General features: G+C 40.5%; 22 protein-coding genes. 9 read left to right on the top strand and 13 right to left on the bottom strand.

Features of this window, described 5'->3' with window-relative positions; genetic code table 11:
* Nucleotides 1-2 precede the first annotated feature (2 nt).
* From AB5Z01_RS06745 to cls, 6 genes are all read right to left on the bottom strand, one after another.
* Entirely contained in the window at nt 3-1,280 is a 1,278-nt protein-coding gene (locus AB5Z01_RS06745; protein ID WP_368365403.1) for a hypothetical protein, read from the bottom strand.
* A 1-nt stretch (nt 1,281) separates the two neighbouring features.
* Nucleotides 1,282-2,493: an ABC transporter permease gene (locus AB5Z01_RS06740; RefSeq protein ID WP_368365402.1), complete on the bottom strand. Its 1,212-nt coding sequence runs from the start codon at nt 2,491-2,493 to the stop codon at nt 1,282-1,284.
* 15 nt (nt 2,494-2,508) lie between these two features.
* Nucleotides 2,509-2,955, bottom strand: a complete 447-nt coding sequence (locus tag AB5Z01_RS06735; protein WP_117924191.1) for a hypothetical protein — start codon at nt 2,953-2,955, stop codon at nt 2,509-2,511.
* A 571-nt stretch (nt 2,956-3,526) separates the two neighbouring features.
* Nucleotides 3,527-4,207 carry a DUF4367 domain-containing protein gene (locus AB5Z01_RS06730; protein ID WP_302845224.1) on the bottom strand — a complete coding sequence of 227 codons (681 nt, stop codon included), beginning with the start codon at nt 4,205-4,207 and terminating at the stop codon, nt 3,527-3,529.
* Nucleotides 4,200-4,736 (bottom strand): RNA polymerase sigma factor, encoded by a 537-nt coding sequence (locus AB5Z01_RS06725; protein ID WP_022288371.1) that lies wholly within the window; start codon nt 4,734-4,736, stop codon nt 4,200-4,202. Before AB5Z01_RS06725 ends, AB5Z01_RS06730 begins: the two co-directional genes overlap by 8 nt.
* Before the next feature lie 404 nt (nt 4,737-5,140).
* Entirely contained in the window at nt 5,141-6,670 is a 1,530-nt protein-coding gene (gene cls / locus AB5Z01_RS06720) for a cardiolipin synthase (protein ID WP_243271188.1), read from the bottom strand.
* Nucleotides 6,671-6,897: 227 nt separating this feature from the next.
* Here cls and bsh point away from each other — a divergent pair, with 227 nt between their 5' ends.
* On the top strand, nt 6,898-7,872 hold the full coding sequence (bsh, locus tag AB5Z01_RS06715; RefSeq protein WP_195220517.1) for a choloylglycine hydrolase: 975 nt from the start codon (nt 6,898-6,900) through the stop codon (nt 7,870-7,872).
* 37 nt (nt 7,873-7,909) lie between these two features.
* Here the strand turns inward: bsh and AB5Z01_RS06710 are convergent, their stop codons facing one another.
* Nucleotides 7,910-10,330: a DUF4982 domain-containing protein gene (locus AB5Z01_RS06710; protein ID WP_368365401.1), complete on the bottom strand. Its 2,421-nt coding sequence runs from the start codon at nt 10,328-10,330 to the stop codon at nt 7,910-7,912.
* Nucleotides 10,331-10,739: 409 nt separating this feature from the next.
* The gene (locus tag AB5Z01_RS06705; protein ID WP_195552339.1) at nt 10,740-11,345 is read right to left on the bottom strand and encodes a helix-turn-helix domain-containing protein; all 606 of its coding nucleotides are present in this window, start codon (nt 11,343-11,345) and stop codon (nt 10,740-10,742) included.
* A gap of 132 nt (nt 11,346-11,477) precedes the next feature.
* On the opposite strand from AB5Z01_RS06705, the gene AB5Z01_RS06700 reads away from it, so the two are divergent.
* The 7 genes from AB5Z01_RS06700 (at nt 11,478) to AB5Z01_RS06670 (ending at nt 17,201) form a co-directional block, all read left to right on the top strand.
* Nucleotides 11,478-11,747: a helix-turn-helix transcriptional regulator gene (locus tag AB5Z01_RS06700; protein WP_195552340.1), complete on the top strand. Its 270-nt coding sequence runs from the start codon at nt 11,478-11,480 to the stop codon at nt 11,745-11,747.
* Nucleotides 11,728-13,554 (top strand): Mu transposase C-terminal domain-containing protein, encoded by a 1,827-nt coding sequence (locus AB5Z01_RS06695; RefSeq protein WP_287215529.1) that lies wholly within the window; start codon nt 11,728-11,730, stop codon nt 13,552-13,554. Before AB5Z01_RS06700 ends, AB5Z01_RS06695 begins: the two co-directional genes overlap by 20 nt.
* A gap of 3 nt (nt 13,555-13,557) precedes the next feature.
* Nucleotides 13,558-14,457, top strand: a complete 900-nt coding sequence (locus AB5Z01_RS06690) for an AAA family ATPase (RefSeq protein WP_287215526.1) — start codon at nt 13,558-13,560, stop codon at nt 14,455-14,457.
* A gap of 252 nt (nt 14,458-14,709) precedes the next feature.
* Nucleotides 14,710-15,321, top strand: a complete 612-nt coding sequence (locus AB5Z01_RS06685; protein WP_195552343.1) for a hypothetical protein — start codon at nt 14,710-14,712, stop codon at nt 15,319-15,321.
* Between the two features lie 104 nt (nt 15,322-15,425).
* Nucleotides 15,426-15,755 carry a Mor transcription activator family protein gene (locus AB5Z01_RS06680; protein ID WP_195552344.1) on the top strand — a complete coding sequence of 110 codons (330 nt, stop codon included), beginning with the start codon at nt 15,426-15,428 and terminating at the stop codon, nt 15,753-15,755.
* Between the two features lie 3 nt (nt 15,756-15,758).
* Entirely contained in the window at nt 15,759-16,193 is a 435-nt protein-coding gene (locus tag AB5Z01_RS06675; RefSeq protein WP_195552345.1) for a DUF4355 domain-containing protein, read from the top strand.
* 12 nt (nt 16,194-16,205) lie between these two features.
* Entirely contained in the window at nt 16,206-17,201 is a 996-nt protein-coding gene (locus AB5Z01_RS06670; RefSeq protein WP_368365400.1) for a N4-gp56 family major capsid protein, read from the top strand.
* Between the two features lie 415 nt (nt 17,202-17,616).
* Here AB5Z01_RS06670 and AB5Z01_RS06665 read toward each other — a convergent pair whose 3' ends face one another.
* Both AB5Z01_RS06665 and AB5Z01_RS06660 read right to left on the bottom strand, forming a co-directional pair.
* Nucleotides 17,617-18,702: a glycoside hydrolase family 2 protein gene (locus AB5Z01_RS06665; RefSeq protein WP_368365399.1), complete on the bottom strand. Its 1,086-nt coding sequence runs from the start codon at nt 18,700-18,702 to the stop codon at nt 17,617-17,619.
* 10 nt (nt 18,703-18,712) lie between these two features.
* A complete protein-coding gene (locus AB5Z01_RS06660; protein ID WP_287214909.1) occupies nt 18,713-21,715 on the bottom strand; it encodes a glycoside hydrolase family 2 TIM barrel-domain containing protein in 3,003 nt (1,000 codons plus the stop codon).
* 70 nt (nt 21,716-21,785) lie between these two features.
* Between AB5Z01_RS06660 and AB5Z01_RS06655 the strand changes: the two genes are divergently transcribed.
* Nucleotides 21,786-22,640: an AraC family transcriptional regulator gene (locus tag AB5Z01_RS06655; protein WP_242843654.1), complete on the top strand. Its 855-nt coding sequence runs from the start codon at nt 21,786-21,788 to the stop codon at nt 22,638-22,640.
* Nucleotides 22,641-22,690: 50 nt separating this feature from the next.
* On the opposite strand, the gene AB5Z01_RS06650 is transcribed toward AB5Z01_RS06655, so the two are convergent.
* The 3 genes from AB5Z01_RS06650 to AB5Z01_RS06640 all read right to left on the bottom strand — a co-directional run bounded on the left by AB5Z01_RS06650 (nt 22,691) and on the right by AB5Z01_RS06640 (nt 24,420).
* Nucleotides 22,691-22,969 carry a zinc-ribbon domain containing protein gene (locus tag AB5Z01_RS06650; protein WP_022288363.1) on the bottom strand — a complete coding sequence of 93 codons (279 nt, stop codon included), beginning with the start codon at nt 22,967-22,969 and terminating at the stop codon, nt 22,691-22,693.
* A gap of 96 nt (nt 22,970-23,065) precedes the next feature.
* The gene (locus AB5Z01_RS06645; protein WP_117927880.1) at nt 23,066-23,626 is read right to left on the bottom strand and encodes a sigma-70 family RNA polymerase sigma factor; all 561 of its coding nucleotides are present in this window, start codon (nt 23,624-23,626) and stop codon (nt 23,066-23,068) included.
* Between the two features lie 236 nt (nt 23,627-23,862).
* The gene (locus tag AB5Z01_RS06640; RefSeq protein WP_022288361.1) at nt 23,863-24,420 is read right to left on the bottom strand and encodes a FumA C-terminus/TtdB family hydratase beta subunit; all 558 of its coding nucleotides are present in this window, start codon (nt 24,418-24,420) and stop codon (nt 23,863-23,865) included.

Genomic DNA, 24,420 nt, shown 5'->3' with positions numbered 1-24,420 from the left:
TCTTATTCATTTATCATCAAGATCTCATTTGGTGTATTTCGTCTCATTATAACGCCCGGTATCAAAAGTGAGATCAGAATATTCAAGATAACGATACATACACAGCCGATCAAGTGCAGCCAACCAAAACTTATCACTGTATTTCCCATAAATTTGCTCATAGTAAGAACATTTGAAATACACACTGCAATGGCGGCTGCCATAACTGCGGTCATAAGATCACACACAAGATCTATCTTGATATATGCGTTCCACTTTGCTCCGCAGAGATAATAGATACCATAATCTCCAAGTCTCTTTTTTATGTTCACTGCCGAAGCCGAAACTGAGCTTACAATAACAAGAACTATCACGCATATAAGCATTGGAACAAGCTTGATAAGCTGACCATTAATATATACAAGCGAATTTTCTCTGAAATCCTCAAAGTCAAAAACCCTGCCATAATCCCTCAGATATAATTCAAGCTCCTTAAAACGCTCATTGCTTACATTATCCTTTAACGTTACTATTTGATTGCCACAAGGATATATTTTACAGTTTATATCTTTAAGGCAGTCTGTCGGAACTATCAGCATCATATTGCCATGCTTATTGACATTAGCATAAAGATCTCTGAAATCAGGCTTTTCTTTTATACTATCCTCAGTGCCTAAATATGCAGATGAAAATCCCAGCAACTGTGAGCCGTCAGCTATGACACCGACAATTTCCACCTTGTTCTTAACATACTCATACTTATAAGGATCAGCATAGTCAAAATCCTCATCATCAGGGGACATCTCCCCTACTTTCTCTTTGTGCATAATGGTAACTATGTCACCCGTTTTGTAGTTGCTGTTTTCAGTCACAACAGCAGGTATCAAATCTCCGTTAGCCGACGCATTAGACAGCCATTTTCCCGAACTCATCTGCGGCGTAAATGACTTTATCATATCTTCAGATAAAGCATTAACGCTCATTCTATCGTCACCAAGTCCATTAGATAGATCTTTTGATGACGGAGAATAATACAAGCTTGTATCATATCCGCTTGTCACCGACTCCACATCATCAATATTTTTAAGCTCATCGTCAAGAGGAGCAGTATCATATATATTACATATATATAGTCCCTTGCCATCAGGAAAGTATTTCTTTACAGGAGTATACATCTCTATTCTTGAAAGAACAGAAGAAACAGCCGCCGACATTATAATAAATGCAATGGCGAGCTGAACAGCGATAAAAATATTGCTGTAGATATTTCTTGCAAATTCTTTTAAACCATATTTTATCATATTATTTTCCCCTCTCTTTCATCATTTTCACAGGGGATCTTTTATTTGTAAACAATATCACAATGTTAAGGAACAAATAAATAGAAATAATATATATTCCAAATATGGTCATATATACCCTGAAATTATATGCGACCTTGATATACTCAAAAAACAAAGTAAGCTTAGGAAGCAGCGCATAATTGAATACCAATGCAAATATCACATATATCGTCACTGATATCATACCTATCTCGGCTATATACATCCGTCTTATTTTATTTGACGTGCAGCCGCACAGCATGAATATAGCAGTCTGTTTAGCACGGGATCTTATTATGTATCTGAAAAGCATTGCAAGGTTTATTGCAGAAGCTATCGCAACGGCTACGGACATAAATATAACGGAATTGTAGAATTTTATTTCAGCCATATCGATCGTGTCTATCGGAGGAAAATTAACATTACACGTTAGAACTTCGCTGAAAGCTTTTTTCAGCTTAAAAAAGCTTTCTGTATCTAGAGCATTGTCATCAAGAAAACTTATGCTTGAAATAGTGCAGTTATCACCCAACGTTTTAAATGGCACCTGAAATTCCTCTTGTACAGTATTACCGAATATGCCTATGACCTTATAGCTTTTGCCAAGCAGTTCAACATTCTTGCCGATCATATCGTCTTTTGCGCCGCTAGGCAGCACGACCAAATTTTCGTCTGAAGCATATTCTTCCTTAGTAAAATATCTGCCTTTGCGTATACTCATGTTGTCGACATACGATTCGTATAAACTATAATCATTCAGCTCCTCATCATATTGAATGCGCACCGCAGACATAAGATACGGTTGACCGCCGTCAAAACACTCATCAATTTTAAGCTCGTCTTGATCAAATATTAAACTAAAATACATACCCGGCATTGACGCTTTAGAATTATCATCAAGCTTGTCAAGCACCTCCCGAAGCTGAACAGGAGTTATAGAATCTGTTCCAAAATAGGACAAGATCCTGCCATCGCTGTCTTCCTGAGTATCTATTATATCGCCAAATGAAAAAGTATAGTTAAATACATACTTCTTTTGCTTTTCAAAATCCTTGCTTGCTTTAAAATTCTGAAATGCACCATGTGAAAACAATATTATAAGCACATCAGTAACGGCGCAAACAATAAATAGAATAAAGATAAGTACATTCTTTACGGCAAAATTTTTCAGGTTAATAAAAACGTATTTCATTTAGACCTCTTAATATTACTTATTTTGATTTATACGATAATAAACATCGTCTATAGTATACTGATTATCCTTATCGGTTTTAACTTTTACACGATGTATATAATAAACATATGAATTATTCTTGTTTCTTTTAATTCCAATACCTGTTCCGGCATTTTTTGTTGTTATCTCATTTGTCTGATTTGTTATAACAGCATTATTTGCTGTATTTCTGCATTCAACCGATACCTTTATGTAACGTTGAAACTTACTTTCTGTTTTTCCCGCAGTAGTCATTGCAGTTGAAGAATCGCCCTTAATATTCCAACTCACATAACTATTATTTCCAAGCTTTCCTGAATAAGCATATGACTGACCATATACCTCTTTGGTTGCTGACGTAGTTGCTAATGCAGTAGTAACAGCCATGGTGCTTACAATAGCCAATGCAACAATTCCCGTAACAATTTTCTTAATAATCATACTTATTTCCTTTCTCGTCATGACATCCACACATTCAAGTGTAAATGTCTGGTTTAATCGCCATACACAACTATGGCTTCTTTACTGTCGAACTTGTTGATTCAAGATATTCATACTTGCTTCCGCTATATGAATATACATGTACTTCACAACGATATTTGCTTCCACTTGTACCCTTATAAGTATCAGAAACAAAAAGAGTAGAACTATTCACCGTCTTGGTAACACAATCAACATTGCTCCAGGACCCATTACTATACACCTGGAGATACGCATATGCACTAATTTTTGTGCAACTACTTTTTCCACGTACTTGGCAACTGTAATAAACATTACCTGATGAATTAATCGCAACCTTCGCAGTAATGAGATCAGTGTATAAGTTACAAACTGTGATATCATTACTATCAAACATGGTATCCGTTGCGGAGCATGGCAATACTGTCATTACAGAAATCACCACTGCAATAAGCAAAGTCATTATTTTCTTCAAAAATTTCACCTCCTTTTTTTATCTGCTCACATAATATATAACGTATGGAGTAGTGCAAAAATGTACACATTTCTTGAACTATTTTGAAAGTTTGTGCAATTTTACCGAATTAGCCATACGAATTATGTCACTTTCGCTCGCATTTCCAACGATTGAGTATGAAAAAGATTTATCTGTCCAAACAAGAATAATATCATTTTCAGTTATTGAAATATATCCGTCATATTTACCTATTTTTATTTGCCTTGCACCTAAATCATCAATATCTATATTCATTCCAGCCGATATATCATTTTGAGTGAATTGAATTTGCTCTGTGCCGTTTGTATAAGTCACAATGTGTGTAAAATCGTCTATAAAATCTTCTGACAATACATAACCGCTAGGAATGAAGTCAGGAGTCATAACATTGTTGGCAACAGACAAACTATTATCTTCAATATCACCATCTGCAAATCTTACACTAGAATGAGATTCCCCTTGTGTCACAAATACTCCAACAAACCATTCACGCAGCGGCGGTACGGCGGCGACTGTCACAGAGCCGACCACAAGCACCGCAGCTATTATCGCCGCAGCAAATCTTAGAGTGATCCTTATATGTCTGTGACCGCTTTTTCTGTTAGTTTTTATCAGCTCGCCAATTCTCTGCTCATATTTTTCCGAAAAATCATGTGGAATTTTCTCAACAGCCAAATAATCCTTATAGTCTTCATCAATTATGCCTGTTTTTATTGCCCGTCTTAACTTATCATTCAAAACGATCACCACCGATCAAATCTAAAATTTGTCTTTTGGCTTTGTTCAGATAATTAAATACCGTTCTCTTAGAAATGCCCATGATCTGTGCAATCTCATCAGCAGTCAGATCATAATAGACCTTATATGCTATCACAGACTTTAGTTTATCATCCAGCTTTCTTACCGCATCTATAAGCAGATCTAAGTCAATATCATCATAAAAATCCTCACTCGGCTCATCTTCCACCTTAAGATCAAATATAGACGATGTTGGATTTTGATTTTCCTTATTGTAGATCGCATAACAGGCGTTTCTAATAGTTCTAATAAGATATGCGTCCATATCGTGCAAAGAATAATTGTGAATTTTTTTAAAACATTTTGCGATGCTGAAAAAAGCATTTGCACAAGCCTCTTCTGCCAGCGCAGAATTATTCAAGATCTTGTATGCAAAAGCATAGGCTATCTGACGATTTCTGTAATAAAAATCTTCAAAAGACGTCTGATCCTTATCGTTGTCTATCAAGGTCATACATACAGCTAACATTTGATTCCCCCTGAGTTACTTATGTTACTAAGTATAACACATATTGACATACTTTTCAAGATACCAACAAATAAACTTATAACCCGAAATTATAATACATTTTTCAATTTATACTTGTATAAAACTAACATGATTGAGCCATTCAATTTAGTTAAAGCTACAAAAATTCAAATATAAATCAACAATATGATGCACAAAATGCAAAATTATTCAATAAGATAGGCATTACCTTGAATCTAATAGCCAAACCTGAAAAAGCCAACCGCACCCAAATGGATGCGATCGGCTTTTTTATCTTATTCTATTTTTTTACCCCAGCTTCAAAACATTCAGCAGGAATATCCAGCTAGTTCCATAGTAAGCCACAACTGCCACCAGATCGTTCAGCGTGGTTATTAATATTGTTAAAGCAATGGTGCAAATATCCTTAGCACGCCGTCAATGAGCCGTCCAAAGAAACCACGCTTTGTGTCCTCAAGCGTGCGCTGTCTGCACTTGCTCTGGGTTTCAAGGATGTCCGCCTTAAAAGTCTTTATTATAGACGAATCATAGAATATAGAACTGCACTCAAAATGCAAAAACAGACTTCTATAGTCAAGATTTACCGAACCAAGCACCGCAAGCTTGTCATCGCATATACAGCCCTTTGCATGAACAAATCCCGGCGTGTATTCATATATCTTTACCCCTGCCTCGATAAGCTGACGATAATAGCTTCTCGAAAGCCTGAAAACCACCTTTTTGTCAGCGATACCTGGCATTATGATACGCACGTCGACCCCACGTTTAGCCGCCCTTATAAAAGCGTCAAAAAGGCTGTCACCAAGCATAAGATACGGTGTGTAGAACCACACATAATTGCTTGCGGCATAGAGCATCTCAGAAAAAAACGTGTTGCTCACATTTTCGTCCACCATAGGGGAATCATAATAAGGCAAAACATAGCCGTCGCCACCCTTGCCCTCTTTTTCAAAGCTCTCCCCCACAAGGTCATGAGGTATCATGTCATTTGAAAAAGCGTTCCAGAACTCCATAAACATATAGGTGTAGCTTTTTACGCCCTCGCCTGTTATCTTAAAGCCGATATCTTTCCAGTGACCATATTTCGAGCCGATGTTTATATACTCGTCCGAAAGATTTATTCCGCCGCTGTATGCAACTCTGCCGTCCACCACCATTATTTTTCTGTGGTCACGGTTGTTGAGCTGTGATTTTATAAAAAGGAACGGATTGAAAGGCACACATTTTATACCTTTCTCCCCAAGCTTCAAAGCGTCTGCAAGAGAATATGTTGCAATACTTCCAAGGTCGTCATACATTATCCTGACGTCAACGCCCTGAGCCGCCTTTTCCGCCATGATATCCACCACAGTGTTGAGAAACTTGCCGTTTTGCAAAATAAAATACTCCGCAAAAATATATTTCTCAGCCTTTTCAAGCTCCTTGCACATATCAGCGAACATTTCCTCGCCCACGGAAAAATACTCTGCGCTATCAAGCTTCACCATAGGAAAACCCGTTGCGTCGCTTATTCTTTTCACCGATTGAGCAAGCCTTTTGTCCTCACGTTCAAGCTCCCCTATGCACTTTTTCCCGTCAGGAAGCTCATAGTCCATGTGAAGCCTTGCCTTTGTGATATTCTTTTCAAGCTTTTTCGCAGTATTGTTATTGCCGAAAATTATATACATAACTGCACCAAGCACGGGAAAAGTAAGTATCACAATAAGCCAAAGGGTCTTGTAGCTGCTCTCCTCACGCTTTGTGTTGATATAAAGTACAAACAGAAATGACAGCACAGTAAGCACGATGCTGAGAAGCCCTGCCGCCTTGCTGAGCCATTTAAGTATGAGAAGATACCACAAAAACTGCATCGCCACAGGAACTATCACCGCCACCACTCTGCCTGCTATTTTCTTTACATTGTTCCACGTCAACTCCGTTTCGCTCCTTTCATTTATCATCTTAGGACAACAAAACACTATCATTATGCGATGTTACCACTATTATAACAATTTTTTTAACATAAGTCAACGCCATTGATTTTATTATTAAAAAGTGTTATATTAAATGTGAGATATGTCCTGCTGATAGCTTTGTCTGTAGGCGGACGAACAGTGTTCGCCCCTACAAAAATAATATAATTGATAACGGAGGTAACAAAATGTGTACTGCGGCAACTTATAAAACGAACGATTTTTACTTTGGAAGAACCCTTGACTATGAAAGCTCCTACGGTGAGGAAATAGTCATAATGCCAAGAAACTTTCCCCTTAACTTTGTTAATATGGGCAGGATAGCTACCCATTATGCGGTAATAGGCACAGCTCATGTCGCTCAGGATTATCCTCTTTTCTATGACGCCGCCAATGAAAAGGGTCTTGCCATGGCAGGTCTTAACTTTGTTGGCAATGCCTTTTACCGTGATGATATAGACGGCAGGGACAACGTTGCGCAGTTTGAGTTTATCCCATGGATACTCTGTCAATGTGCAAACGTGACAGAAGCAAGGACGCTTATAGACAAGATAAACATAACCAAAACTCAGTTCAGCCCACAAATGCCGTCAGGTCAGCTCCATTGGATAATAGCTGACAAGAACGATTGTATCGTAGTGGAATCTGTAAAAGAAGGCATAAAGGTCTATAACGATCCAGTGGGCGTGCTGACAAACAATCCGCCTTTTGATATGCAGATGTTCAGGCTCAACGATTTCCGTGGACTTTCCCCTAAACAGCCTGAAAACACATTCTCTGACAAGCTTGACCTTACTTCCTACAGCCGTGGCATGGGTGCAATGGGACTTCCGGGCGACCTGTCCTCACAGTCAAGATTTGTAAGAGCCGCATTTGTGAAAATGAACTCACGCTCAGGTGCAGACGAGCAGGACAGCGTAAGTCAATTTTTCCACATCTTAAACTCAGTTGACCAGCAAAGAGGCTGCTGCCAGGTGGCAGAGAACAAGTATGAGATAACCATTTATACAAGCTGTTGCAATACTGACAAGGGCATTTACTATTACACCACCTACAACGGACATCAGATATCCGCTGTTGATATGCACAAAGAAGACCTTGACTCCGCCAAGCTTATTGCCTACCCTATGATAACCAACGAGATAATAAACTTTCAGAACTAGCAAACGCTCCGTACAAAATCTGTACGGAGCGTTTTTATTACTCAAATCTGAAGTATTCAAAGTCAAAGTTGCTTCCCGGCAGGAACGCAAATGAAACCTTCTGTTTGCCGCTGATACCTGAGATATCAAAGCTCTTCTGGGAATAATTTTCGCTGTCATCTGTCCTGAACTCGCAGAGTATTCGGTTTTCGCCCTCGCTGCCGTTCAAAATAAGATGTATGCTGTTGAGGGCAAGCGGTGACTTTCCGCTTATAACGAGCCTGCTCGGCTGTTTTTCAGAGAAATCGAACTCGCCGAAATCAAGCATAACATTGTTGCCTATCTCGGTCACGCACTTTTCACCCTTTGTGAACTTGTCACCATAAATGTTGTCAGCATCAGCCGCATTATTCACCGCAAATTCACGGCTCACCTTTTCAAAGTTGAAACCGCCCACTTGGAAGCCGTCATCAGTAAGGATACAAAGGGTCTCAATACCCTTGAGTTTTCTTGAAAGCTTGAAAGTTTCAGGCTTGAAGATCATCCACTCAGGCTCTTTGTGATAACAAAACGTGCCAAGAAGCTTTCCGCTCTCGTCAGGTATTCCGTCATAGAAGCTTATTTTAACAGGGTCAAGGGTGTTCGCCCATATCTGCACCGTAACAGTGTCAGAGCCTGCACTGCCGAAGTCCAGATTATCATATGCCGCCCATGATGTTACCTTGCCCATTGCAAAGCCTACACCCTTCTTCATGCCGCTTGAAACGTTGTCGCTCGCCCTTGTGAATAGTCCGCCGATAACAAACTGATATGGGTCGGTAAGTGCGTTTCCAAGACCCTCAGCAGTGAATTTGAGCATAGATATGATGTGATAACGCTCAGTGCCGTTTTTGCACATTGCACGAAGCCAGAAGCTTCCGTCACCCTTTGCTTTCACCTTAATGCTGTCTGCTGTTACCTCGCACTCTGCAAGATTAGATGTTATGCCCTTTTCATTTGTTACCCTGAACTCTATATCCTCAGCATAATCCGAATTGGCAGGGAGCGCCTTATATTTCACTGTTATCTCAGGGTTATCCTTGTCAAGAGTAAAAGTATCAGTATAAAGCTCTATCTTTCTCACCGGTATCTCGTCTGTCCTGCCACACTCGGTAGGAGCAAAGCCCACATTCTCCAGCGATGATGTACCGCTGTCATATTCTGCCTTAACAGCATCAAGGGTAACAACACAGTCAGGCAGCCCCTTTGATGTAAGCGTTACCTTTATCTCCCCCGTCTTATCAGCCACACCAATAACAGCAAGCATTTTTCCTGAGAAAAGTCTGCGTGATGTGCCTTTATACTGGTCATAGTCAGTGCTGTCGCCGTTGTCAAGACCCATAAGCCTTGCCGCACCCTCAACGCTGACGCTCACACGGTTGTTGGCATTTGCACAGAAAGTGCCGTCCTTGTCAAATGCGGATATCTCAATATAAACAAGGTCAGAGCCGTCTGCAAGTATCTCTGTCTTGTCAGGGACAGCTTCTATTCTAACAGCGTCCCCGAATGAACGCTGTATATCCTCTGCGATGATATTTCCGTTCTCGTCATATGCAACAGCTTTAAGCTCGCCCTTTTCATATGGTATGATATAGTTCGCTGTCAGCTCCTTGCCATGCTTGTGGTCGATATCATATGCCCCCATTGAAACGCCGTCCTTGAAAAGCTCAACTCTCGGAGCATTTGAGCAAACTCTCACATCACAAGGCAGTCCATCGCTGAAATCCCAGTATGGGAAAATATGCACAAATGGCTCAGCCTTATAGTCTGTCCACTCTGCACGGAAAACATATGCGCTGTCCTTTGCAAAGCCTGCTGTGTCGAACTGACCGAAGTATGAGTTTTTCGTGCTGTATGGAGTAGGCTCGCCTATGTAGTCAAAGCCTGTCCAAATGAACTGACCTGCACAATATTCTGCGTCACGGTCAGGGATAATGCAAGCCTCAGTATTCTTTGCGCCCCAGCCTGTGCAGCTATTGCCCAAAGATGAACACTGCTCGTCATCGTCAGTTAGCAAGGTTTCAGACAGCGGGAAATGATAAATTCCACGGCTCTGAACAACAGAAGCCGTTTCGCTTCCGTATATCATCCAATCAGGGTGAGCGGCGTGGTGTTCCTCATAAAGTCTTTCACCGTAGTTATAGCCTGCCAGCTTGAGAATATCAGCGCATTTCTGACCGTTCTCCCACTGCATATAGTTAGAGCCGAATGTAACATAGCCGTTGCCCTCAGGGTCATGGAGCCTGACGAGCCTTTTGAGCCAAGCCGTTACCTCCTGACCTCTCTCGTCAGCGTGTGTGTCAAATATCTCATTTCCCACACTCCAGCCTATGATAGAAGGGCGGTTTCTGTCACGGCGCACCCATGAAGCAACGTCCTTTTCTACCCACTCATCAAAAAATCTAGCATAGTCATAGTCGGTCTTTGACCGCTCCCACATATCAAAGCCCTCAGAGAGAATGAGCATACCTGTGAGTTTTCAAGCAAAATGTAAAAAAGTTCGTTATTATCGTTACTTCCCGTTAGGTCGAGTTACTTTGAATTAAATGCCGTTAAACTCCCGTTATTTCGGGATATTCGGCACGTTAATATGCATTAGTCTAACGTTTTTGATTGCGGAACCAAAATGTCACTTTTTGAGTATTGCGGAACTTTTCAATATTTAATAAAAATATGCCTTAAACCCTCGTAAAATCGGAGTTTAAGGCACTTTTTATATCATTTTATACAAAATCATTTATGGCAATATTGCGGAACTAATAACGAACTGACATTCTAATAAAAAGCTAATGGGATTGATTTTTTGATTGTAGTTTCATAGGTAATGATACGGTTTCATATTTTCATATTCAAAATTTGTATGGTAGATTGAATTTCGATAGGTAGATATTCAGCATTTCGTCAATAGATGAATCTATAGTATTTTTTATTTCATTTAAATCATTAATGTGGGTAAATAGATGTTCATAATTAACTTTTTTATTTGGATCAAATATAGTATATGTATTGGACTTGAATTGCAGTCGTTCAAGATAATCCATTAGTTTGTGTAGCGATATCAAGTATTGACTTCTTTTTTCTTCATCGAGTTTCGGTGCTGCTGTAAGAGTGATAAAGAAACAAAAAGCTTCTACAAAACATTGCCTATCCTTTCCAGTATAGCTGTTAAGCAAATTATCAGCTTTGTTTTTAAAGCTAGTGTATTTGGATTCTAAGCCGTCATCACTCAAATCCCAGCCATAATATTTATATCTTTCCCCTTCTTCGTTTTTTAACCATTCAATGTTTACCTGGAAGAGATGAGAAATAAATAATAGTAAAGTTTCTGATGGTTTTTCTATGTTTTTTTCAATTTTACTTACATGTGCCTGACTTATGCCCAATGTTTTTGCAAATTCAGATTGATTCATTTTATTGTCTTTTCTAACAAAATTAATTCTATCTCCTAAAGTCATATTGTTAAACCTCCACGAATTAATAACTGACACATAAATGAACTATTGACTTTATGCGTTAATTATAGTACACTTGATATATAATATATTTATTATAACACATAATTAATAAAAAAGAAAGGGTGAATTTGTATGAATTCAAGAAAAATTCGTAAGAAAAGAACAATGGCTCAATATTCAGAACTTGGAAAGCTTATTGTAACAGCCATGCTTGATAAGGGTATGGACAGAAAAACATTGCTTGAAGGTCTGAATATAACGACTGCTGCACTAACTTCTATTCTTTTTGGAGAATCAATGCCATCGTTAACAACTGCTTTTAATCTTTCAAGAACTCTTGGTATTGATATTGAGTTGATTGTTAACACTATGAACAGAAAGGATGAAGATACCAGTGCATGATATTTGGTTAACAACTGAGGAAGTAGCTGAATTATTGAATATATCATGCAGAGCAGTTAGGAAATCAGTACAAACTGGTAGTTATGAAGTTGATTACATCTTAAGTGTTGGCGGTTCTTCTGGTAAGCAAATACGTATCAACCTTGACAGCCTACCACCGGAAGCACAAGCCATATACTTTAGCGAACATGAAGAAGTAAAACCCGCTGATTTTAACGTTATAGAATATCATTCGACATATACCGAAAAGCAGCGTAAGGAAGCAGAATATAAAAAGCACGTTATTCACTGTTATTGGAATTCCGGCTGTAAATCCGGAGCATTTTTGAAAAGGTATAACGCAGAGCATAACACTGATATTACAGCTCGTCAGCTTCGTGAGTGGGAAAGAAAGTATAAAACATCCGGACGAAATGTTGAATCCCTTATTGACAATAGGGGCGGACATAACAAAGGTGTATCAAGTATTCCCGAAGACGTTTGGAACGCTTTTTATGCTTTGTATATGACCACACAAAAAAGAGGGGCTAAACTTTGCTATGACCTTGTAAAGAAGAAACACTCTGACATTCCGTCATACGAAACGTTTTTTCGCAAAATTCAGACTATTCCGATGTACGCAATTATGAAATATCGTGAGGGCAAGAAAGTATTTAATGACAGCTTGCCGTATATGATACGAGATAAAAGCGACTTGCATTCAAATGAAATTTGGTGTTCTGACCATCACAGAACAGATTTATTAGTCAGAAATGTTCAAGGAAATGTATTTCGCCCCTGGCTGACGGTTTTCACTGATATTCGTTCTACTAAAATTATGGGGTTTGTGGTTCGTGAAGAAGAACCGAACACAGGAGTTATTTTAAAGTGCTTGCGTTTAGGTATTGAAAAATATGGTATCCCCAACAGCATATATACTGATAACGGAAAAGACTATAAATCCAAGGCTTTGGATACCGCTAACACTAATTCAGCCTTAGCACTGCTGCATATTGAAAAGATTTCAGCTACACCATACCACGGACAAGCTAAACCTGTTGAAAGGTTTTTTGGAACATTTGAAGAAAGGTTTGATAAGCGTTTCTATTCATATCTGGGTCACGATGCAAAACAGCGTCCTGAACATATGCAGAAAACCAATATCAAGCTTGCAGATGATAAAAACATACCCAGCTTTGAGGAATATATTCAGAAGCTTGAAAACTACATCAATGAGTATAATTCAACTTCTCATTCAGGCTTAGGTATGGAGGGAAAATCACCCGATACTGTATATGATGAAAATCTTCCAACGGTAATAAGAAAAGTTACCGATAATTTAACGCTTAACCTTATTTGCGGTAAAGTCGTATCAAGAAAGGTACATAACAACGGAGTTAAGCTGTTTTGTAATACCTTTAATGATATTAACGGAGAATTATATAAGTATGTAGGTGATACCGTACTTATCAGATATGATCCCGAAAACATGGAGAAGGTGTATATCTTTGATAATGACGGTAAATTGATTTGTGAAGCAGTTCCGAAGCTTCATTCGCCGTTCAGGGGCGTTAATGAAGAAGATTATATCAGAGCAGGCAAGGAAAAGAAAAAGGTTCGCAAAATGATTGAAGAATACAAGCCGCAAAGGCTTAAGAATGAAGAAGATTATCTATTTGGCAATATTGCAGAAGAGCATAAAGCCAAGCAGGCATTGCTTGAAGAAACCGAAAATATTTCTATATCGGTTACCAATGCGGAAAAGCCTGCTGAACGTTTTAATCCATACAAAGATATGTATGAATCATATAAAAAGGAGAGTGGTTAATTTATGTCGTACATAGAAAAAACAAGAGCGGAATTAACCGCATTTATAGAGCAGTTTTCTGCTTCACAGAAGCAAATAGCTGATGAATGCGGTTTGTCGGCTACCGTAATATCTCAGTTCCTAAGCGGGACTTACACAGGAAACAATGAAAAAATAGCCGGTCAGATTGAAAAATATCTTGTTATGGCAAAAGAAAGAATCAACTATAAGAAGAATTCTGTATTTTATTTGGGTCTTGAAAATACTCAAACAGTTTTAGGGGCGGTCAAATACGCTCACAAGTGTTCAGATATGATTCTTGTTAGAGGTGATTCAGGAGCAGGAAAAACAACAGCATTGAAATACTATACCGAGCATAATTCAGGCGTAGTTTATGTTACAGCGAATGCAGCAACACGTTCCGCTTCGGCTATACTGATGAAAATTTCCGAAGAAATCGGAAAAACTGTTATTGGAAGGAGCAGCACCGCTCTGATGAAGGCTCTTGTGCCGTATTTCAGTAATACTCACAGACTTATTATAATAGATGAAGCTGACCACCTTACACTTAACGCTTTGCAGGCAATACGAAACTTGAATGATGAAGCAGGCATCGGCATAGTGCTTGCAGGTAATGAAAAGCTATATATGCAAATGCTCACAGGCTCAAAGAACTATGAATTTGACCAAATCAGAACAAGGATTTTTCTTAAGCCGAGAGTTTCCAACGATTACACAGAAGAAGAGATTTCTCATATTTTTCCCGATTGTGATAAAAAAATGATTGCACTGCTTACAAGCATATCAAAAACAAGAAGCCTTAGAGAATCTATAAAGTTCTATGATTATTGTTCTGAGTATGCGTTCTTAAACAAAATCAAGTTAACTTATGACCTCATCTATAAGCTTTCAAAGGTGATTTAATATGAATAACAGTGATATAAAAAGAATGGCACTTGTTACACCAATAACAAGCACCATCAAGGATAGCTTAAAAATTCAAGTAGCTTAAGCTATCCTCAGTATATCACAAAAAAACAGAAATTGCAATAGGCAAAGCACACAGCGTTCTGAGCGGGTTTGAGACTTCATAGGGTAATTTCACTAATAATTTTTCTAAAACGCTCTCTAACGCTGTAAAACGTCTTTAAAATGATAACGAGGAGGATATTAATAATGTCAGGAAATATAAAAGAAGTTTATAGCAGTACAGAAGCTTTAGCAGCGTTAATTGAAGCAACAAAGGCACATCAGAAAGAGTATGACCTTACTCTAATGAACGCATTTGAACAAAAGCTGTACAGCAATTATAATTTCGCTAAGATATGGTATGAAGAACAAAGGGCAGGAGAGAAGTACTATACATGGGAGCAATACAAATCATCTTTTTACAACTATATTATGGGTAATTGTAATACGCTCCCGACAGCCATAAAATACTACTTGTTCAAAAATTATCAATCTTTTAATTGTCCCCAATTCCCCGATAAAGATGTATATAAAAGTATAAAGGAACAGATTGAAGTACTTGCAGAGTATGAGCTTAAGGAAAAACAGGAACTTGAACAAATAGAACAGGAAACAACGGAAATACGCCAGATATTAAGTTATCAGGATTTAATGCCCGCTTTTGATTACATAGAACCTTTTTTAAGGCTTGAAGAAGCGGGTATGCTTGGAAAACCTGAAATGAGAGGAAAGACAGCGTTACTTATAGAAATGTTTAACTACGGATTCATTCTAGGCAAGAGAACGGAAAGAGCAAGAAAACACAGTCGGTGTACATAATTCAAAGGGCGGTTATTCCGTCCTTTTTTGAAATATTTCGGAGAAATAAAACAATATTCTATTTTCTTGAAATATGTTAATATCTTAATGAGGAGTTGATTACAATGACCGAACAGGATAAAAAATACATTGAATCTCTTAAAGAAAACGCCGCAATATTATTTGCGGATTCCGATTTCTATGATGTTATTGAAACGATAGGAGCGGAAAACGCATACAAGCTTGCAAAGTGCTTTTCCGGAGGATATATCTACATACCCAAATTAGCAACTATTCAAAGAGTTCAAAGGGATAAGGACATTTTTTATGAGGTTCAGCAGGGACGTTCATATAAGAACATAGCCAGAAAATACGGATTATCTGTAAGAAGCGTTCGTGATATTGTAAAACAAGCTCTCGAAAATTCAGCCGACAGGCGTAAAACGGAGGTTTAAGTCATGGAAGAAATGACACAGGAAACAAAGGCAACTGCAGCCGAAAAGCAGGAAGCAAGAACCTTTTCACAGGAAGAGGTCAACGCAATTGTTCAGAAACGTTTAGCAGAAGAAAAAGGCAAGGCTCAGAAACAGCAGGCCTCACCTGAAGCTGATGAGCGTGACAAAGTTCTTCAGGAACGTGAGAACAAGTTAGTTTTATCCGAAAGGAAGTTCAATGCAAAGCAGTTGTTAGCTGAAGAGAGACTACCAACCGAACTTATTGACTTTCTTGATTATTCCACAGATGATACATACAAGGATAGCATTACAAAGCTTTCTGATATTTTTTCCAAATGCGGAATAAAAGATACTGGTGCAAGAATTGATACTGGTTTGAATCATGGTTCTGCAACAAAAAGCGGCGATGATGATTTTGCCAGAATTTTAAAAGAATAAGGTGATAATTTTATGGCAGAGACCACAATAAATTATGCTTCCAAATATTCAGATGTTATTGATGAACGTTTTAAACTTTCCTCGGTAACAACGGAAGCGGTAAATAACAATTATGATTTCTCAGGTGTGAATACAGTATATGTGTATTCTGCGGAACTTGCAGAGTTGGGCGATTACAATATGTCGGCGGGTTCTAATCGTTACGGAACACCCAAAGAATTAGGCAACAGGGTTCAGGAGCTTAAACTTTCACAGGATAAAGCGTTTACATTCACAATTGACAGGCGTAACAGTGACGATACTATGATGACCCAGCAGGCAGCTAAATGCTTGCAAAGACACATTGATGAAATTGTAGTACCCACCATTGATAAGTACAGGCTGTCAAAGCTTTCTGCAAATGCAGGCGTTTCAGCGACTTTTAGTTACGCTAAATCATCAAGTCCTTATGAACACTACCTTGACGTAGCTATGCAGCTTACTGAAAATGAAATACCAACAGAAAACCGCATTGTATACATGACGCCTAAGTTTTATAAGGCACTCAGACTTGATCCACAGTTTGTCGGAACATCTGACAGTGCGGCAAATATAGCACAGAGCGGTAATCTTACTAAGATTGACGGTGCAAGCATTAAGGTTGTTCCGTCTTCATATCTTCCAACAGGCACGAACTTTATTATAACTCATCCGATCGCAATGTGTTCGCCCGTAAAGCTTGCGGAATACAACACGCATGATAATCCTCCCGGCATAAGCGGCTGGCTTGTTGAAGGTCGTGTTTACTATGACGCTTTTGTTCTGAACAACAAGAAAAAGGCAATTGCTATTTCTAATGTTTCTGAAAGCAATGGTACAGAAAATTCAGAACCATCGGAAGTTACAGATTTCAGTTCCATGACCGTTGAACAGCTTAAGGAATATGCGGAAGCCAACGGCATAGATCTGAACGGAGCTACAACAAAAGATGCTATTATTGCCGTAATTGAAGCTCACGAGGCTACATAATGGGAATTAAAGTTACACTTAAATGCTGTTACAGCTTTAGCTTATTGTAGGTCAGACAGCAAGCTTAAACTGTTTCAATAATAATCTTTCTTTTCATGGAATTTTTCTCTTGGTTTTATTTTGGGAACATTAAAACCGCATTTTAACAAGCTTCAAACGCTATTAAAATGCGGTTTAACTTTTCTATTTAGGGGGTGAGCAAATCGCTCATTCCTTTTGTATGGGTGGACGTTTTACCCAGGCATAACAAAGGGGGCGGTATTTTAACACCCCCTTTTAAACGGAGTAGCAAAACATGACTCCATCGTGCTATTTTTGTTTCATTTTTTAATATGCTGTCACGATTTTTCAAATGCATACCGTTTAGTTGTCTGGATTTTTAAGTGTAATTCGTGATTTGTCGGCTTTTTGCACTTTACATTTTGCTTGCAAACAAGTTACATTTTGCGTGCAAAGCTACAATACCTGTTTCGTCAGCGATGTCCATAAACTCCTCCGCAGGCATATTGTGAGAGGTTCTGATAGCGTTGATTCCCATTTTGCGTAGCTTTTTAAATCTTCTCCTTATAGCCGCAGGATTGGAAACTGCCCCAAGACAGCCGTTGTCATGGTGTTCACATGAGCCGTGGAGCTTAACGTGTCTGCCATTGAGATAAAAACCGCTGTCGCACTTGAATTTGATAGTCCTGAAGCTGAATTTCTGACTTACACGCTGTACACAGCCGCCGTCCACAAGAATTTCCGACACCATGGTATAAAGCACAGGCGAGGTGATATCCCAAAGCTCAGGGTCTTTCACTGTCATGGTCTGAGCGGTGAGAGAATAGCTCACGCCTTTCACACGCACCGCCTCAGGTATGCAGGAAATATCCGCCCCACAAGCGTCAGACTCATAGCTTGCCACCTCTTTGCCGTTCTTGTCAAAAATAGTGTTCCTGATGCGTATTCCCCCAATAGGCGTGCCCTTAGGACGAAGCATCTCAGCCTTCACAGTCACCTGCCAGCCGTCCTCCTGCTTTGACGTGGTGATATAAATGCCGTCATTGCCGAAACGTATCTCAGGGTTTTCGCAAAGCCAAACCTTTCTGAAAATGCCCGCACCCGAATACCACCTGGAGTTTGGCGAGTGGTGATCCACACGGACAGTAATAACATTCTCACCGTCCTTAACAAGGTCGGTGATATCGAACATAAACGCCGAGTAGCCGTATTTCCACTCCCCTGCCAAAGCACCGTTCACATACACCTTGCTGTCCATGTAAACTCCGTCAAAGCGGATAAAAGTGCGTATGCCCTCTTTCTTTTGGTAAGAGAAATTCTTTCTGTACCAGCCAGTAGAAGTTTCATATAGGTCATTTGTATTATAAATAAGCCAATCATGAGGAATGTCCACAGGCTTGAAAGCAAAATCCTCTGAGTAGTCAGAGCCGAAAGCCGCCTTGTAAAATTCCCAATCGTTGCAAAAAAGCTTTCTGTCTGAGTATGTTTCACAGATATCCATAAAAACTCCTTTATATTTTACTTATCTGAATATGAAAATGTGCATTTATCAAAGGCTTTTCAAGCTGATATTTCTCCGCAAGCCTTGGTCCGCAGGAGTTAGAACCGACCCCTGCCATTGCATAGTCAACGCAGATAACATTGCTCTCGCACCTTTCAAGCTCATAGTTATGTGCCTTTGCCGCAAGCTCCTCCTGCGAAAACTGAGAAGCGTTGAATGAAAACTCCTCTCCTGCAGTGAACATCACACTTGTGTCCTCACTGCTCACAGTGAGATATCTGCACCCATAGTGCGATGAATTTTCCTGCGGTCTTATATAATCCTCGTGCATATCCCCGATATCAGCCGCAAATCTGCCCATATAGCAAGCCTGACGCTTGTCAATGTAGCTTTCTGTAGGACCATATCCGAAATATTCCGCCCTTGAAAAATCTTTTGGCATGAAAAGCCTTATACCGAACCTTGGAAGCATATCTATCTTATTTGAAAACTCCGCTTCGCATTTTATGTCAAGCCCACTGCAGTCAATAACATAAACAGCTTTCAGCCTGCAAAACGGCTGTTGTATGGACCAGCCAAAAGACTGTGTGACGCTTATCTCCGCTCTGTTCTCGCTTGCTGAAAGCTCACAGCCGTAGCTTTTCACATCAAAGTCATTAAGATGCACCTTGTACCAATTGTACTTCATGACATCATTATCCGTAGGCGCACGGAAGAAGTTATACTGCAAAGGTCTGTCAAGAAGCTCTCTGCCGCCGAATTTCACAGAAACAAAAGCCGACTTACGCTTGTCAAAGCGGTAAACAACATCTCCCACTGTCACAGTGATATCAAGAGGCGTTTCCACAGCCTCAACATTTTCTTTCACCTCAGCGACCTTACAAGCCTTGCCCTCTGCTATCCTAAGCTGATCAAAGCACACCTCATAGCCATTTTCACAATAGTCAGTGTCCTCCTTTGCAGTGAAAATAAACCTTATAAATGTTTCATTTTCATACTCCGCTGTATCATTGGGAACATTCACCACAGTGCTTCCCATAGGCTCGATGTCAAAATCCACTCTACCGATATGTATAATACCGTTTTTGTCCGTTATCTCGTAGCGGCAATCGAGAATATCCCCAGCGTTCACAAACTCCAGCGTGCTTGAAAAAACAAAGCTTCCCTCGCTTTCCCCTTTTGTTACTCGCACAGGTCTGTATACCTGCTTTACCTCTAAAAGTCCCGTGTGTGGCGTTCTGTCAGGATAAACAAGACCGTCCATGCAGAAATTGCTGTCATTGTGTCTTTCCCCAAAATCTCCACCGTAACCGTATTTTATCTTACACTCAGCCGTCATACCAAGCGGTACAGAATGGTCGCACCACTCCCACACAAAGCCACCGCAGAAACGCTCATTGGAATAGAACACATTGTGATAATCCTCCAGATCTCCCGGACCATTTCCCATGGCGTGGCAGTATTCACACTGCACAAGAGGTCTGTTTTCCTCAGGCTTTTCAAGATAGCCTTTCAGCCCGTTTAGATCCCAGTACATACCCGAAACTACGTCAAGCACGCTGTCGGAAGTTCCGTCAAGGCAGTGTGTGCTTTCATAATGCACAAGCCTTGTATCATCAAGCCTCTTTATAAGCTCAGCTTCATCAAGCATATTTTTGCCATATCCGCTCTCGTTGCCCAATGACCAGAACACCACACAAGGGCGGTTGATGTCACGCTTTACAAGACATTCCGCACGATCTTTTATGGCATTGCCAAACCTCTCGTCGCAAGCAAGCATCGCAATGCCGTTGTAATCTGAATAGTCCCACTTGTAGTCATAATAGACCTCCACACAGCCATGTGACTCCAGATCCGCTTCATCAATAACATAAAGCCCCAGCCTGTCGCAAAGCTGATAAAACACAGGGGAGTTAGGATAATGTGACGTTCTCACAGCGTTTATGTTGTGCTTTTTCATAAGCACAAGGTCAGCTTTCATCTGCTCATAAGAAGCATAATATCCCGTGTCAGGATAGCTGTCATGACGATTTACGCCCTTGAACTTCACTGCCCTGCCGTTTATCTTAACAACGCCATTATCCACCTTTACATCTCTGAAGCCAACCTCTTCGCCGATGACCTCGTCGCCTGCATTGATAGTAAGCCTGTAAAGATAAGGTGTTTCAGCACTCCAAAGCTTGACGTTCTCTAACTTTATCTCAACGCTCTCACCGTCATAAGCCGAAAACTGAGCCATTGTAACACCATCATCATCGCAAAGCTTTGCCGAAACATCACAGCCGAATACCGTAAACTCCAGCCTTGCAGAGCCATTTTCACCGAGAACAGTTTTCACGATATAATTTTCAAGACGCATTTTTGGTCTTGACAGCACATAAACATCTCTGAAAATTCCCGAAAGCCTTATCTTGTCCTGATCTTCAAGATAAGTTCCGTCGCACCATTTCAGCACAGCGGCAGTAATGATATTCCTGCCCTCAGCAAGATATGGCGTAATATCAAACTCAGCCGTAGCGTGAGAAACCTGTGAATATCCCACAAAGCTGTCGTTCACATACAAATAAACACAGCTATCCACGCCCTCGAACACAAGCACCCTGTCCATGCCGTCAGGGGAATAATCATATTCACGCTGATAAACTCCCACAGGTATATCGTCAGGCACAAAAGGCGGGTCAAATGGTATTGGATAGCACACGTTCGTATACTGCGGCTTGTCATAGCCGTAAAGCTGCCAGTTTGACGGCACTGGGATAGTGTTTTCAAACTTTTCGTGAATAAAATCGTCCTCTAGCTCTACTATGCTGTCATAATAGCGAAAACCCCAGTTGCCGTTTAAAAGCTCCATTCGCTGAGAATTTTTACGGTCCTCAAAAGGATCCTGCCCCTTTGCAAACGGCACAAAATAGCAGTGCTTATCAAGCGTGCCAATGTGCAGCGCCTGAGTATCCTCATGATATATCATTTTCGATCTTGGCGAATTTTCCGCCGCAAGCTTTAAAATATCCATAGCTGTTCTCCTTTACAAGTTTATAAATTACTGTAATTATTTTATCAGCTATTGACAGGCAAGTCAATGAATGATATTATTAATTTATAACAATATGAATATGGAGTTGATATTTTTGTTCTTTGCCGATTATCCTATCCTGGGAAATGAAAAGTCCCTGCCACTATATCTGCAAAATATGGGTCATCATCACTGTCAGGATCACCTTATAAGACCCGAGGGCTATCACTATGACCAGATACTCTACTGCACCAAAGGCAGCGGCACGCTTATCTTTGAGAATAAAGCCATTCCCATACCACATGATACCGCCATATTCATACCCGCTGAAACGCCCCACGAATACTATCCAGAAGAGGATATATGGGATATCCACTGGATAGTCCCCTGCGGATACGCCGCCAAGGATATCCTTACCCAGTTCGGCCTTACCGAGCTTAAAACCTTTCACCTCAGCGATACAAAAATGCTCGAGCATATTTTCCGCAAAATGCACAATGCTCTGCGAACCGACAGTATTTTCGGCAATTACAAAGCCTCTGGCTATTTGTATGATTTTCTTATGGAGTTTTACCGCCTTATCGCCTACAAAGACCCTGCCACGTCAGTATCCTCCGCCCTTATGAAAGCACTGGACTACATAAACTACAACTATTTTTCCCCTATCACAATGGACGAGCTTTGTAGTGTGTCAGGAGTAACTAAACAGCACCTTTGTCTGCTTTTTCGCAAAAAACTCAGTATGCGTCCAATGGAATACATCGCAAAACGTCGTATCCAAGAAGCCAAAGCCCTGCTTACCGGTACAGAAAAAAGCATCGAGCAGGTAGCCGAGGAAACAGGCTTTTGCTCAGAAAGCTATTTCTGCAAGCTTTTCAAAAGATACGAGGGCATGACCCCCTCCGCTTTCCGCCAGATCAAATAAGCACAAACAAAAAAAAGAGCCGCCCAAAGGCAGCTCAATTATGCAGAAAATTAACCCTGCTCCTTCATCTTAGCGAAACACTCGCTGCAGTAAACAGGTCTGTCCTCTCTTGGCTTGAAAGGAATAACAGCCTCGCCGCCGCAAGAAGCACAAGTTGCTGTATAAGTCTGTCTTTCAGACTTTGTAGCAGCCTTTCTTGCATCTCTGCAAGCTTTACATCTCTGTGGCTCGTTTACGAAACCTTTCTCAGCATAGAACTCCTGCTCGCCTGCTGTGAAAACGAACTCGTTTCCGCACTCCTTACATACTAATGTCTTGTCTTCGTACATGGTTCTTACCTCATTACATAAAATTGTGCCTAGTCGGATTTGCACCGACACCTTTGAATAAACAACGCTCTGCTATTAAGCTATACGGCCATATTCCTATCTCAACAGTGATCTCAATTTCCGTCTGACTCTCTGCATTGCATTGTCTACCGCCTTTTCCGACGTGCCCAAGCCTAATGCTATCTGATTGTATGACATTCCTCTCAAAAACGATTGAAATACCTGCCACTCCTGCTCCGAAAGTGCAGAAGTGATCTTATCATAAAGCTCATTCAGCTCCTCACGCTCCACTACGACCTCCTCAGGTACAGTGCCACCGCTGCCAAGAATAGCCTCAAGGTCAGCTTCCTCGCCGCCTGAAAGAAGTGCATTTCTGTGAACAGACGAAATGATCTTATTTTTTATACATTTTGTAGCGTAAGTTGAAAACTTCGCATTTTTGTCTTCACGATAGGTCCTAACCGCACCCAGAAGCCCCATTAGCCCCTCTTGGACAAGATCCTCGTGAACCTCGGCGCCATATTTTTTTGCCAGGAACTCCACCGTACAGATATATCTCGCAATAAGCTCACCGATAGCCGTTTTGTCACTCTGTGCATTTAGCACAAGCTGCTCATCTGAAAGCTTTTTCTGCTGATCCTGCCGATCGCCTCTCAAAAAATACCGCCCACCTAATCGTAGAAATTACCGCAAAGCCCCATTCTGACGCCACTGCGTAATGTTATAATACCATTTTAGACCATAAAAGTCAAGAGAATTGACGAAATCCGCCGTCCCTGTCAAAATATTTGTAACATACCACAGTTTTAAGAATGTATTCTTGTGATTTTCAACAAACAAAAAGTCAGCCGTGTCGAAATACACGGCTGACCGCAATTTACGCAACTTTGATGTTATACACGGCAGTATTTTGCTCTGCCATCGCTGAAAATATCCCCTCCGTGGCAATCGTCAGCCACAACAAGAGGAAAATCCTCAACGTAAAGTTTTTTTACAGATTCACAGCCCAGCTCCTCAAAAGCCACTACCTCACAAGACTTTATGCAGTTGCAGGCAAGTGCGCCCGCACCGCCTATAGCACAGAGATAGACCGCACCATTTCTTATCACGGCGTCCCTTACCTCTTGTGATCTCTCGCCCTTGCCGATCATTCCGCCCAATCCAAGATCAAGCAGCCTCGGTGCAAACCTGTCCATTCTTCCTGAAGTGGTCGGTCCGCATGAACCGATAGGCTTTCCCTCAGGTGCAGGAGTAGGTCCGGCATAGTAGATAACAGCGTCTTTCAAAGGGATAGGAAGCTCCTTTCCCTCGTCAAGCAAAGCATTGAATCTTTTATGTGCAGCGTCCCTTGCAGTGTACACAACGCCCGAAAGCAATATCTTGTCACCGCATTTAAGCTCTCCGCTCACCGCTTTAAGCTCCTCGGAACGTACCTTTCTTATTTCCGACAT

It is taken from the genome of Ruminococcus sp. RTP21359st1_H3_RTP21359_211015 (assembly GCF_040909065.1).
GTDB lineage: Bacteria > Bacillota > Clostridia > Oscillospirales > Ruminococcaceae > Hominimerdicola > Hominimerdicola aceti.
The sequence above is the reverse complement of the archived record's forward strand: the minus strand, read 5'-3'. Positions and strand labels throughout refer to the sequence as shown.